The 12,767-nt window shown below is 57.5% G+C and carries 11 protein-coding genes; 8 read left to right on the top strand and 3 right to left on the bottom strand.

What is annotated here, in order from left to right:
• Positions 1–412: 412 nt before the first annotated feature.
• Entirely contained in the window at positions 413–862 is a 450-nt protein-coding gene (locus IDH45_RS01090; RefSeq protein WP_190923823.1) for a helix-turn-helix transcriptional regulator, read from the bottom strand.
• Here IDH45_RS01090 and IDH45_RS01085 point away from each other — a divergent pair.
• The 3 genes from IDH45_RS01085 to IDH45_RS01075 are packed head-to-tail and all read left to right on the top strand — an operon-like array spanning position 853 to position 3,509.
• Positions 853–1,518: an ABC transporter substrate-binding protein gene (locus IDH45_RS01085; protein ID WP_190923822.1), complete on the top strand. Its 666-nt coding sequence runs from the start codon at positions 853–855 to the stop codon at positions 1,516–1,518. The genes IDH45_RS01090 and IDH45_RS01085 overlap by 10 nt on opposite strands.
• A complete protein-coding gene (locus tag IDH45_RS01080; protein WP_190923820.1) occupies positions 1,515–2,489 on the top strand; it encodes a zinc-dependent alcohol dehydrogenase in 975 nt (324 codons plus the stop codon). The genes IDH45_RS01085 and IDH45_RS01080 overlap by 4 nt, the downstream gene beginning before the upstream one ends.
• A gap of 39 nt (positions 2,490–2,528) precedes the next feature.
• The gene (locus IDH45_RS01075) at positions 2,529–3,509 is read left to right on the top strand and encodes a zinc-binding dehydrogenase (RefSeq protein WP_190923819.1); all 981 of its coding nucleotides are present in this window, start codon (positions 2,529–2,531) and stop codon (positions 3,507–3,509) included.
• Between the two features lie 823 nt (positions 3,510–4,332).
• Here IDH45_RS01075 and IDH45_RS01070 read toward each other — a convergent pair.
• Together IDH45_RS01070 and IDH45_RS01065 are read right to left on the bottom strand one after the other, a co-directional pair.
• A complete protein-coding gene (locus IDH45_RS01070; protein ID WP_190923817.1) occupies positions 4,333–5,592 on the bottom strand; it encodes an Acg family FMN-binding oxidoreductase in 1,260 nt (419 codons plus the stop codon).
• Between the two features lie 138 nt (positions 5,593–5,730).
• Positions 5,731–6,348, bottom strand: coding sequence for a TetR/AcrR family transcriptional regulator (locus IDH45_RS01065; RefSeq protein WP_223836277.1), 618 nt, complete (start codon positions 6,346–6,348; stop codon positions 5,731–5,733).
• Positions 6,349–6,586: 238 nt separating this feature from the next.
• On the opposite strand from IDH45_RS01065, the gene IDH45_RS01060 reads away from it, so the two are divergent.
• The 5 genes from IDH45_RS01060 to IDH45_RS01040 all read left to right on the top strand — a co-directional run bounded on the left by IDH45_RS01060 (position 6,587) and on the right by IDH45_RS01040 (position 12,504).
• Complete coding sequence (locus IDH45_RS01060; protein ID WP_190923814.1) at positions 6,587–7,126, top strand: NADPH-dependent FMN reductase; 540 nt, start codon at positions 6,587–6,589, stop codon at positions 7,124–7,126.
• Between the two features lie 335 nt (positions 7,127–7,461).
• Entirely contained in the window at positions 7,462–8,496 is a 1,035-nt protein-coding gene (locus IDH45_RS01055; RefSeq protein WP_190923812.1) for an agmatine deiminase family protein, read from the top strand.
• A 30-nt stretch (positions 8,497–8,526) separates the two neighbouring features.
• Positions 8,527–9,402, top strand: coding sequence for an N-carbamoylputrescine amidase (gene aguB, locus IDH45_RS01050; protein ID WP_190923810.1), 876 nt, complete (start codon positions 8,527–8,529; stop codon positions 9,400–9,402).
• An 855-nt stretch (positions 9,403–10,257) separates the two neighbouring features.
• Positions 10,258–11,553: an MFS transporter gene (locus tag IDH45_RS01045; RefSeq protein ID WP_190923808.1), complete on the top strand. Its 1,296-nt coding sequence runs from the start codon at positions 10,258–10,260 to the stop codon at positions 11,551–11,553.
• 24 nt (positions 11,554–11,577) lie between these two features.
• Positions 11,578–12,504, top strand: coding sequence for a polysaccharide deacetylase family protein (locus IDH45_RS01040; RefSeq protein ID WP_190923807.1), 927 nt, complete (start codon positions 11,578–11,580; stop codon positions 12,502–12,504).
• Positions 12,505–12,767: the final 263 nt, after the last annotated feature.

The following is a 12,767-nucleotide window of genomic DNA, read 5'->3' as shown; positions in this document are numbered from 1 at the left end:
TGCATCCCCGCGATTAGAAGGCAGACGCGTGACGCGTGGGCGCCGCTGGAGGGCTCGGATATCCGGGGCCGCTGAAAACGGCTTTTCAGCGGGCGCGGGGATTCGGGCTTTTTTGCGGCAGGGTGGGGCTGGGTAGAGGTGGTTTGTACCCTTTATTTTGTCTGAAACCCGCTTGAGTGGGGAAATAAGAGCGGTTTGAAGCTCTTAAAATCGGCAAGAGGTTGCAGACAGGGTCAGTTGGTTGAAATAAGTGGTGCAAACCGCCTTTAATCGCATCGTTTTTTCCAATTTGCCGAAAATAGAGGGTGGCAGAGACTCTTATCTCGTAATAGAGCCCATACGCTGCCGGCTGAACCGTTTACGGCAGTCACCGGGGGACCTCCCGCCTGCAAGCGGCCCGGAGCCGGGTCGGCTAGCCCTGCTTCATGGACGAATGCTTCTCCCTGTAGGCGCCGGGCGATAAGCCGGTACATTTTTTGAAGGCGACGCCCATGTATTCCGAATGCTTGAAACTTAACCGTTCGGCGATTACCGCCAAGGTCCAGTCCGTCTCGGTCAGCAGACGCATCAGGAGCCGCATCCGGACTTCGACGATTTCTTCATGAAGGGTGCGGCCCAAAGCCTGCACAAAACGGTGGTCCAAAGCCCGGCGCGACAGCGGGACCGCTCGCAGGACGTCCTCCACTTTCAGATCCTCGTAGGCATGCTCGCGGATGTACTGAATGGCCGCCGATACATAAGGGTCGCCGACCGCGATCACATCGGTGGATAAACGCGTGACCACCTCCAGCGGCGGTATGGACCATACTTGCGGTTCGATTCGTTCCCCTGCCATCATACGGTCCAGCAGCGATGCCGCCATGTACGATCGAAGAGCTGCTCGCGGCGGGCGACGTCCCGGACATTATATGGGAAGGGCTGACCAACATCCATCTGCTGACCCCGCTTAAAGTGCCGACGGACCTGCAGTCGCTTGCCAAAAAGCACGGCTTCGATTTCAACAAATTCGACACCAAGCTCGTGGACAGCATCAAGTCGTATTCGGATCAAGGCCAAATCTACTATTTGCCCTACAATACGCTCGCCTTCGCGCTTATGTACAACAAAGATATATTTGACAAGTTCGGCGTTCCCTACCCGAAGGACAATATGACTTGGGACGAAGCGATCGAGCTCGGCAAAAAGCTGACGCGAACCGAAGCCGGCGTGAATTATATCGGCCTGCGTCCGCCTGGTGCGCTGAATCGTCTGCAAATGCAGATGGGAGTTCCGTATGTCGATGCGAAAACGCACAAAGCGACTATAGCGACGGACGGCTGGAAATCGCTGTTCGCGTCCCCGAACGGATGCCAAGTCAATATTGTGCAAACATGTCCCCTGCGGAGTACCAAACGGCCGTCTTTTCGACGATGGGTGCACTCGCCATTTGGTACATATCCGCTAAAGACCTTGCTCCACGCTTTTCTTATGATTAGATGGAGCCTTACCCACAATAAAAACGGCGGTGAACCACAGTGAAGACCCAATCGAATACGATGAAGGTACTGCAAATTATGAGCTCCGAGCAAGCTGCGATCGTCGAGATGCCGATCCCGGAGCCGGGGCCCGGTCAAGTGCTCGTCCAAGTCAAAGAGGTGGCGACTTGCCCGCAATGGGATTTGCATATTTATTACGGCAAGCCGATGTTTGCGCACGAGAAAGAGGTACGCTTTCCTTACTCGCCCGGCCAGCCCGGTCATGAGATGACAGGCGTCGTGGCTGCGGCCGGTCCGGGGACGACGCTCGCTCCGGGTCAGAAGGTGGCGGCTTGGCGGGATGCGGGCCATCATCAGCCCGGCTGTTATGCCGAATATGTCCTGATGAAGGAAGACAATCTGCTCGCTTTGCCCGAGGAGCTCCCGTTCCGCAAAGCGATATCGCTGGAGCTGGCGATGTGCGTCGCGGCCAGTGTTATGAAAATGAAGCAGTACGAGGGCATCCGCGGCCGCCGGTGCGGCGTCAACGGTCTCGGCCCTGCGGGGCTGATCGCCGTGCAGATGCTGCTTGCCGAAGGAGCCAGCGAGGTAGTCGGGATCGATCCCAGCCCGCAAAGGAGAGATATCGCGCGGAGTCTCGGGGCGACGCTCTGCTGCGAGCCGGATTCGGAGGAGATCGGCAAGCGCGGCTCCGCCGGTGCGCTGGACCTCGCGATCGACTGCGTCGGTTATCCGCAGGCGGTGCGGAACATTATGGACCGCACGAACAAGGCCGTGGCGCTGTTCGCCGTACAGCGGGACGATTACCCGCTGAGACACCAGGGGTTAAGCGTGATCGGGTATCCGGGACATTTCCGGGAGGCGGCCGAGTATTCGCTTGATTTAATCGTGAAGGGCCAGCTCGATTTCGGTCCGTTGATCAGCTGCGAGCTGCCGCTGGAGCAATACGCGGAGGGCGTGGGCATGCTGAAACGCCAGGAAGCGATCAAAATCTGTTTTATCCCGGGGAACTAAAGCGGCGCGACCGTCATCCCCGATTACCGGAGGGATTTCATGAGAGCGTATGCCGTTGTGTTTACGGACAAGGGAAAGGCCGCATATAACGAAGTGCAAGTACCGGAGCCGGGTGATCACGATGTAGTCATCGACGTGGAGTGTTCGTGGATCAGCACCGGCACGGAGTCGTCGTACTTTCGGGGGGAACGAATCCGGGGCGAGACGCCTTACAAGCCCGGCGACCCGTGGCCGTTCCCGATCGTGGCCGGTTACCAGAAGGTCGGCATCGTCCGGCAGGTCGGCTCGGCTGTACAAGGCATCGTACCCGGCGAGCGGGTATTCGCGGCGCTCAGCAAAGTATCGGGCATGTTCGAGCCTTATGGGGGCCATATCCATCCGGCCGTTACGCCGGCGGGTCAAATCTGGAAGCTGCCGCAAGGGGCTTCACCCGAAGCTTATTGTGGTCTCGTGCTCACGCAGGTTGGGTATAACTGCGGGATGCGCCCGGCCGTTACGCCCGGCGATGTGGCGGTTGTGATCGGCGACGGTCTGGTCGGGCAGTGGGCGGCGCAGACGCTGCTGCACCGGGGGGCGGAAGTGTTCGTGCTGGGCAGGCACGACGACAGGCTCGCCCATCTGCCGCCGCAGATCCGCGGTGTCCATACGCGGCGAACGGATGCCGTGTCGGCGCTGGAGGGCCGGAAGGTGGCGGTCGTCGTCGATTCGGTCGGCGACATGGATACGTTTTACGCGCTCCAGCCTTCCATGAAGCGGGACAGTCATCTCGTATCGGCCGGTTTTTTGGGCGAGAAGGGGCTTGTGGACATCCAGAAGCTGCGCGGGCAGGAGATTACGCTGCATACGCCCTCGGGCTGGACGGGCAAGCGGATGGAAGAGACGATTCAGGCGATCGCGGACGGCTGGCTGCACACGTCGCCGCTGATCACGCACCGGTATCCGGCGGATCGGGCGGCGGAAGCTTGGCAATTCATTCAGCAAAGCAAATCCGGCGCGCTCGGCATCGTGCTGAACTGGTGACAGCGAAGCGGCGAACGTGAGCTGGTGAACGCGAGCGGATGAACGTGAATGCGGTGAATACGAGCGGATGAACCTGAATGCGGTGAAACGAGCCGGTGAAGGTGAATACAGTGTATACGAGCTGGTGAAGGTGAGTGCGGTGAACCGGAGCGGTTCCCTTGTCAAGCGACGCCGAGCACTGCGCGACGGAAGCTTCGCCCGGTGCGGGAGCCGGAGAACAGGAGTTCGTCATTTGTTTCCTTCGAACAGGGGGAGCGGATGATGAGCTTCTTTTTGCGTTGCTAATGAGGGGAGTCCTAACAGTTGAAGCGGTTGGACCCGTGCGGGCCGGTTGAAGCCGAAGCTGATCTACTAAGCCAGCCAATCAGAGCCGACTAAAGCCGGGGATTTGGAGGCGGCTTGACGTCCTTCCGCGGTACCTACCCTCATTCTGGCGGTCAGCCGGACCTTAAGAGCGATTAGCACCCCTTATTTTGCAGAAAATCGGGGCCGAGGCGGAAATAAGAGCGGTTTGCAGCCGCTAAACTCCCCCAAATCCGGCAAATGGCCTCAGAGCAGTCAGAATAAGAGCTGCAACGCCGCTATTTCCCAACAGCGAGGCAGAAGTTGCCCAATAAGGGGTACAAACCGCTTTTATAGGTAATAGAAAGAATACGTCTTCAGCGAAGCTGAGCGTTCTCTGCCCGCAAGGAAACCAATCGCCTGCGCAGAGGCAATCGCACTCTGGGAATAGGCTTTGGTTATCGTGCAGCAGCTTTTCGTACCTGGAAGCTGCTCCCTTTCATCTCCTTGCGGGCAAACGGGTGCGGTTAGCCGCAGCCGCTTAGGTCGGCAGAAGCACATCGCCGATCGGACGTCTCGGGCTTTTGAGCGCGGGCTCCAGCTCGTAGCCGATCCGGAACGTAAACACGGCGGCGTTAGCCGGAGTCGGAGCTGAGGCTGGATAACCCGCCGTCAGCTCTTTCAGAGCCCGGCCGAAACGGGCGTCGCTCCCGAGCGCTTCCTCGCGGTCGGCCCGCTCGTGGATTTGATTGAGCGGCTGAACGGCGAGGCCGTCGCGCACCGCCCTAAGGTGCATCCGCTGCCATAAACGGCCGGCGTGGAGCAGTCCGGCGACGTCGCGATGATCGGGAATGAGAATGATGCCGAAGGCGGATGCGGTCGGTACCTGGACCAGCTGGGTGGACGTGAGCCAATAGGCGTCGGACTGTTCGTTCGACAAGTTCGGCAGCGTTTTGCCGAGCGTGCGGGCAAAGGCGGAATTGCCGGACGCATCGATCGTAACGCCGTCGGCCGACTGCTGCAGCTGCTTCCAATTATGACGGAACCACCGGTTGCTGTCCCGGGACTGGTCCGGATCTTGCGTAATCGCTTCCGTCGCGTCGACGATCAGTTGTCCGATCCGGGTTTTGTCCTCGTCCGATTGCAGCCAGATCGTCCGGTGGGCTGCGTTATCCCCGCTCTCGGAGAGCGCGCGCAGCTGATCGGCCCCAACCTGGCGGCCGACGTCGTAAGCGGCCCGGTTCGTATGCCGCCGCGGAATGTACTCGTGCAATTCGCGCGACAGCCCGGTTCCCGGGCTTAGCCGTACGGAGGCGATATGCGCCGGGTTGCCCGGGTCGGGCACATAGGCAATCTCCGCCTTCAAGCCGTGCGCGGCGGCGGTGATGCTCATATTTTCCAGCGCGCAGCCGAGGCCGATATGCATTTCGCGCAGCAGCGGGTCCATGGCGCCCAAGTTGCGCGAAGGGTCGGCGAACAGATCGACCTGATCCGGAGCGATCCGGAACAGCCAAGGCTGTGAGTTGTGCGGAGACGAGGCGAGTATGGCGGCCCTCACGATGGACCGCTCCGCATCCTGCCCTTCGGAGTCCCAGTCGTCCCACGGCTCGTAAGCCGGGCCCTTGCCTGCCGAGAATACGCCTTGGCTGGACATCCTCCATACGCCGCCTCCCATCAGCAGAACGGCCCCGGCTGCCGCCACTTTGATGAAGGTGCGGCGGTTGACGCCTTTCGTGGTCCCGGCTTCCGGCTTGGCTTCTTCTTCTACTTCTTGCTTACCCGATCGACGCTGAGTCTTCATCGTGCAGCTCTCCTTTAAGAGGATGTTCAAAAAGTCCACTTTTGATCACGAAGCAGATACAGGAAGCCTGCTCGACTTCGAATATGGAATTCAGCCGGAACTTCCGGTGCTCACGTAGCTGCCACTACGCTCCGCTCCTCATTTCCTTGCTTCATCCCATCTTCTCGGTGCTGAAAACCGGACTTTTTGAACTCGCACTTTAATGAAGTAAGGTTGCATGAGCCGTTGTACGAGCCGGATGCCTTCCCGCATATGGGGGCGGTCGACGGCTTGGCCGGACAGCTCCAGAAAGGTCAGCCAGTTGCTGACAATAATCCAGCAGGCGGTTTGCACCTCCCGCATTTCTTCGGGATCGGCCGGTTTCCGGAGGATGCCGTCTTCGAAAAACGGCTCGAAAAACAGCGCCTGCTCCGTTATTCGGCGGCGGTACACCGCGCTACAGGTTTCGCGAAGCGATTCATCTTGTCCCAGCAGGGCGACCTGCTCCCGGTGAAAAAAACGGTACTCCCACAGCAGGGAGAAGTTGCGCTCAAGCACGGCCTCCAGATCGTTCCAGCGGACAGGGCGGCCGCCGGGCGGCTCCCATACCCGGTCCCAGTATTCCATCATTTGCCGCAGCAGACTTTCGATAATGTCCGCTTTGTTGTGATAATGATAATACAAGTTGCCGGGACTGACGCCGGCATGCTCCGCGATATGATTCGTCGAGACGGAAGCGGTTCCGTGCAGGTTGAAGAGCTGAAGGGCGCTTTGCAAGATACGCTGCTTCGTGGATAAAGGCTGAGGCAGGGGCGGACCCTCCCAATATCGGATTAGAGTAATTGCTCTAATGATAGGTAAATAGTGGGTATCTGTCAAGCTGAACACTTCCAGACTATAGTTCGCTAGAATTAGTTTTGCCGCCTATCCTCCTGCTCAAGTTGACTTCACAATCTAAAGTTACTATACTATTTTAAGTAAAATATATTATAACTATCGTTTGGAGGTTGGCATCATGAAAGTAGTAGCCATCGTAGGAAGCATTCGCAAAGAATCTTATAACCGGAAACTGGCCGAATATGTCCGTGATCGGTATCAGGACCGTTTCGAGCTTGAGATATTGAGCCTTCGTGAGCTCCCGTTTTACGATCAGGATGTTGAGAACGAGCCGATCGCGGCCGTTCGGGATTTCAAGAGCAAGGTCGCGGAAGCGGACGCCGTTCTCTGGGTCATACCGGAATACAACGGCACGATTCCCGGCGTGCTTGGCAACGCAATCGACTGGATGTCGCGCATTGACCGCGTCCTTCTCGGGAAACCGTCGTGGATCATGGGCGCGTCGATGGGCAACCTCGGAACCGTTAAGGCTCAGATGAGTCTGCGCTCCACTTTGTTCGCTCTCCAATCTCCGCTTCTTCCCGGAAATGAAGTGTATGTCGGCGCGGTGCACGAGAAGATCGACGCTGCGGGCAACCTGACTCATGAGCCGACCGTCAAGTTTCTGGATTCCGTCGTCGACAACTTTATCGCTTGGTACAACCGTCTCCCTCGCTAAGAGGAGCGGACGAACCGGTCCGGCAGCCTGCTGCCGGGCTTTTTTATTCGTTGCGCGCCAGAAGGGTTAAGTTTGCTAAAGTGGTAAAGCTCCAAAGCGATGCTATAAAAGCGAATGAAGAGTTCTGTACCAGAATCGCTGCCGCTTACGCACGGTCATTCATCGTGGCAAAGGCTTCTTTTAGTCGTTTTAGAAGCTTTCTTGTCGTTCACAAAATATGCCGGTCCCCTGCAAGCGGCAATGCGTTGAGATCGGGGGCGTTTTCGTATATGATGTTATAGAAAAATGGGCTTGACCCGACCGAGATGACTATACGATAAAGCGAGCTGATTCCCATGTATCCACATACGTTAACTTATAAAATGCCTGCCGAATGGGCGGAGCATGAGCGCACGTTTATTTCCTGGCCGGTGCAGGCGTCGATGGTGTATCCGGACCAATACGACCGTGTCTGTGACGGCTATGCGCAGATCGTGAAGGCGATCGCCGAGTTCGAGCCGGTGACCGTTATAGTGAATCCGGACGATGCCGAGCGGGTTGGACGATATTTTGACGAGCCGAACGTGGAGCTTCTGCCGATTCTGCATAATGACGCCTGGTTCCGCGACAACGGACCGACCTTCGTCGTTAATCCCGAAGGGGATGTGGCCGGCGTGAATTGGAAGTTCAACGCGTGGGGCGGCAAATACGCGCCGTGGGATCTGGACGACGGGGTAGCCCCGCAAATTTTGGAGCGCTACGGCGTCCGGCGGTTTGACGCGCCTCTGGTGATGGAGGGCGGCTCGATCCATACCGACGGCGAGGGGACGATTCTGACGACCGAGGAGTGTCTGCTCCATCCGAACCGGAACCCCGATTTGTCAAAGAAGAACATCGAGGACTATTTGAGCAAGTTCGTGAACGCGGATAAGGTGATCTGGCTGAAACGTGGATTAAGCGGAGACGAGACGGACGGGCATGTGGACAATATCGCCTGCTTCGCCGCCCCCGGCACGATCATCCTTCAAGTGTGCGACGATCCCGAGGACGACAACTATGCGATTACGCAGGAAAACTTGAAGCTGCTGAGCGAAGCGGTGGATGCGAAGGGCCGGCCGTTCGAAATCATCCAGATCCAGCAGCCGCCGATGGCCGAGTACGAAGGAAGCCGTCTGACGCTCAGTTATTTGAACTTCTACTTCGTCAACGGCGGCATCATCCTGCCGGTATTCGGCGGAGAGGCGGCGGAGACGGACCGGCTCGCCGAGCAGACGCTTCAGGCAGCATTCCCGGAGCGGCGCATCCGCACGGTCGACGGCATGGCGATTATTCGCGAGGGCGGCAACGTTCACTGCACGACGCAGCAGATGCCCGTTCTCCCCCGCAAATAAATCAGGCTAGGATAAGAAGGAGGATTCCCATTGAGAACCGTTAAAGTAGCTGCGACCCAGATGAGCTGCTCTACAGATATAGAAGAGAATATTAGCAAAGCCGATGCGCTGGTGAGACAAGCGGCCGCGCAAGGCGCGCAAATTATTCAGCTGCAGGAGCTGTTCGAGACGCCGTACTTCTGTCAGAAGGAAAAAGCGGACTATTACGTCTACGCGACCGAGCTGGAGCAAAACAAGGCGATCAACCACTTCAAAGAGGTGGCCCGGGAGCTTCAGGTTGTGCTGCCGATCAGCTTTTACGAGAAAAAAAATTACGCCCGCTACAACTCGCTCGCGGTCATCGACGCCGACGGCAAGGTGCTCGGCAAATACCGCAAAAGCCATATTCCGGACGGTCCGGGTTATGAGGAGAAGTTTTACTTTAATCCGGGCGATACGGGCTTTAAGGTATGGAATACGCGTTATGCCAAAATCGGGGTAGGCGTATGCTGGGACCAGTGGTATCCGGAGGCGGCGCGGTGCATGGCGCTTATGGGCGCCGAGCTGCTGTTCTATCCGACGGCGATCGGTTCCGAGCCGCAGGACGGCTCGATCGATTCGAAGGATCACTGGCAAATGTGCATGCGCGGCCATGCCGCTTCCAATCTGATGCCGGTCATCGCATCGAACCGGGTTGGCGTCGAAAGCGACGAAGATTCTTCGATCACGTTTTACGGCTCTTCGTTTATCGCGGGCCCGCAAGGCAACAAAGTGGCGGAAGCGGGCCGGACGGAGGAGACGGTGCTCGTCGCCGAATTCGATCTGGACCAGCTCGAGACGCAGCGGATCGAATGGGGGATTTTCCGCGACCGGAGGCCGGATCTGTACAAAATGATCGCTTCGTATGACGGAGATATTACGATTTAAGGAAGCCGCGCTCCTCTAGATTGTGCGGTAGAAGTACCGCCAAGGCGCTGTCATCCGGCACCGGCGGTACTTTTTATTATTGTCGGAAACATGAGTGAAGCATTACGGGGAATTGATCCTTTTTTGTCACTAATGTAGTAAACTATAGGGGAAGGGATCATCCAATAGCGGGCAGACCCCTCCCCTGACACAGGATTAGATCTTACTTTGTCAAAAAAGACTTTCGGGGCTCTAAATTGCAATCGAGTGGGGAGCATTTGGCGGCGGAAAAAGAAGGGGTTAAGAGCTGCGCTAGGGGCTCTTATTTCGGCGAAATTCGGGACTATGGAAGAAATAGGAGCTATTCGGGACTCTTATTTTCGCAAAATACACGGTTTTCCGCTGAAAGCGGAGGTTTAAGAGCTGCTAAAAGCTCCTATTTCGTCGAAAATCAGGGCGAGGGTAGAAATAGAAGGTTCAAACAGCTCTTATTGGTTTGGAATAGCCTGCTTCTTTGGCAGGGGGGCTCTACTGTAGCTGGCTAGGGAGCCGGAAGCTGGATAAGGGTGGCGCCTGACCCCGTGGAAGCCCGGAACTCGGAACCCCGGAACCCCTATTCGACGGATTTATGCTAAACTTGAGAATTGATAGCGTTTACATAGAATATAATGAAAAATTAATTCGGGAGGACGGTAGAGCCAGACCAAGTAAAACAGAGCGGACAGAACGCAGATAGAGAAAAACAGATCAACAGAGCAGCAGATCAACAGATCAACAGATCAACGGAGCAAAAAGCTTGACGGGGGTTACCAGTGCCCATCAAAACAATTCAAACCCAAAGCCATCCCCCTATCCGGTATCCAAGGAGCGGATCGAATGCTCAAAAAGCTGATGAACTCCCCGACGACGTACGCGCTCGGCATGTTCGCGATGATGATTCCGACCCAGGCTTTCAGCTCGTTCTACAGCTACTTTTACGTGGAAAAGCTCGGACTTGGCGTCGGTCTCGCCACTTTGGCCCGGGTCATCTATCTGATCTGGGACGCGGCCAACCAGCCGCTGTTCGGGTATTTGTCGGATCGAACGAGAACCCGGTGGGGACGGCGCAAGCCGTGGATCGTCTCCTCGATTCCGCTGTTTATGGCTACGTTCATTATGGTGTTTGCGGTGCCGGACGGATTGTCGGGTTTTAGTTTGTTTGGCTGGTTTGTTGTGGCGCTAGTTTTGTTTGAGGGCGTGTCGACCATCATCTGGGTGAACTACGGAGCGCTCTTCCCCGAGCTGTTCCGGGGCGACCGGGCTAGGGCGAAAGCTTCCGCGGTCCAGCAAGGGTACCAGATCGCTGCTATCCTGATCGCGTCGGTGTTGACGCCCATTCTGTTCGCGGCTATCGGATTCGGGTACATGTCGGTCGTGTTCGCCGCCGTATTCGCCGTATTTATGATCGGATTCGTCGTGACGACCCAGGAGAACAAGCAAGCCAGCGTCGAGCCGCCCTTGCCGATTATGGAAGCGTTCCGCTCGACTTTACGGAACAAGCAGTTCTGGATATTCAACATCGCCAATTCCTTCGCTCAGACGGTAAACGGGCTGCTCGGCTCGTCCATCCCGTTTTACGCCAAATACGTGCTGCACGTACCGGAGCCGCAAGTATCGCTGCTGCTGGCCAGCGTATTCGTGCCCGTCATTCCGCTAGTGGCGGTCTGGTACTGGATCGTCCGCAAGCTCGGGGGGCTGAGGGGATGGCGTCTGTCTCTGATCGCCTACGGACTCTCCGTCATTCCGCTATGGTTTGCGACCGGACTCGGCACCGGCATCGCGGCGGGCATCGTCGTCGGTTTCGGTCTGGCCGGGTTTCTCGTCACGCCTCCGGTGGTTACGGGACAAATTATCGACCAGGATTACGAGCAAACGGGCAGCCGCAGGGAGGGCGTGTATACGGCGGTCGGCGGTTTTATAACCCGCTCCAGCGGACTGATCTCGGCGCTGGCGTTCTGGATCGTGGGCATGATCTTCGGCTACGTGAGCGGCGAAAATCCGGGACCCGATCCGGAGTCGACCTTCCGGTATCTAATCAGCGTTGTTCCGCTTTGTCTGCTGGCCGTCTCGATGGTCATCTCTTTTTTTCTACCCAGACTGCCGGGCAGCGGTAGCGGACTAGGGAAACAGTAGCTATACGGGAGGGTACCGCACCTAATGAGCAAACATCTGATTATCAATTGCGACGACTTCGGCCAAAGCACGGCCGCGAATCAGGCGATCATTCATCTGCTGGAGGAGGGCAAAGTATCTTCGGCGACGATCATGCCTCCCGCCCCGGCGTTTGAAGCGGCAGCGGCCTGGTGCAGAGACAGAGGGAAGGGGCGCGCGCAAGTCGGCCTCCATCTGACCTTAACGAGCGAGATCGATGGGCTGCGCTGGAAAAGCCTGACCGGTCTTCCTTCGCTTCACGACGAGAGCGGCTTCATGCACCGGACGGTAGTCGAGTTCGAGCGGAAGGCGGTTACGCGGGACGTCGTCGCCGAGATGCGGGCGCAGTTCGAAGCCGTGAAGCAGGCTGGCATTGCGATCACTCACGTAGACAACCATATGGGCAGCCTGTACGGGATGGCCACGGGGCGGAGCCATATTCCGCAGGTGATGCTGCAATGCTCCAGACGGGGCTTGCCGTTTCGCTTGTTCCGCCGCATCCACAGCAAGGACAAATTGCTCGCTTCGATTCCCCGCGCCGAGCGGATGCTCGCTCCCGCCGTCGCGCTGGCCGACGTCCTCGGCGTTGCCGTGCCGGACTATTTGCTGTCGCACTCGTATCCTATCGAGGAAGGGGAGACGTACGAATCGTTCAAGCGGATGCTGATCGACAAGCTGTACGATCTGCCGGAGGGCGTGAGCGAGACGTACATTCACCCGGCAGTGGACGACGACCGGCTGCAAGCGATCATCCCATCGTGGACGAAGCGGGTGTGGGAGTACAAGCTGATGTTCGATCCCGATTTTGCCCATGCCCTGCGTGATGCCCAAGTAACATTGACCAACTATAGATACGTCCGGGAGCACAGACGGCATTCCCGAATCCGCTCCGCGGGGACGCTGCTGAAGTCATTGTTGAGCCGCAAGAAATGAGGCGGCGACTCCCCGGACTGATACGGGTACCGCCGCCCGTGCTGCATCCGGTGCCAGCTGTACACGCTGCATGACGCAGTCGGCAGCACCTCCTCTCCTCCGCACGAGGCCAATCGGCCTGCACCCGCCCTTGCTGCTTGCGTAAGCGGCTTTTTCTTTTTGCGCCTACATCGGAGAAGTGAAAGCCGGCTCGATTTCGCAGCTCATACGGGGTATAATGGACATAACCAAGGCGAACGTATGTTTTATTGCGGATTGCAGGG

This window comes from Paenibacillus oceani (assembly GCF_014705615.1).
GTDB classification, from domain to species: Bacteria; Bacillota; Bacilli; order Paenibacillales; family NBRC-103111; genus Paenibacillus_AB; species Paenibacillus_AB oceani.
This window is presented reverse-complemented; position numbering and strand designations above follow the sequence as displayed.

Excerpts from the sequence above, each read along its gene's own strand:
- IDH45_RS01070 (WP_190923817.1), bottom strand. The coding sequence starts at position 5,592 with ATGAAGACTCAGCGTCGATCGGGTAAGCAAGAAGTAGAAGAAGAAGCC.
- IDH45_RS01085 (WP_190923822.1), top strand. The coding sequence starts at position 853 with ATGCCGCCATGTACGATCGAAGAGCTGCTCGCGGCGGGCGACGTCCCG.
- IDH45_RS01060 (WP_190923814.1), top strand. The coding sequence starts at position 6,587 with ATGAAAGTAGTAGCCATCGTAGGAAGCATTCGCAAAGAATCTTATAAC.
- IDH45_RS01040 (WP_190923807.1), top strand. The coding sequence starts at position 11,578 with ATGAGCAAACATCTGATTATCAATTGCGACGACTTCGGCCAAAGCACG.
- IDH45_RS01045 (WP_190923808.1), top strand. The coding sequence starts at position 10,258 with ATGCTCAAAAAGCTGATGAACTCCCCGACGACGTACGCGCTCGGCATG.
- IDH45_RS01090 (WP_190923823.1), bottom strand. The coding sequence starts at position 862 with ATGGCGGCATCGCTGCTGGACCGTATGATGGCAGGGGAACGAATCGAA.
- IDH45_RS01055 (WP_190923812.1), top strand. The coding sequence starts at position 7,462 with ATGTATCCACATACGTTAACTTATAAAATGCCTGCCGAATGGGCGGAG.
- IDH45_RS01075 (WP_190923819.1), top strand. The coding sequence starts at position 2,529 with ATGAGAGCGTATGCCGTTGTGTTTACGGACAAGGGAAAGGCCGCATAT.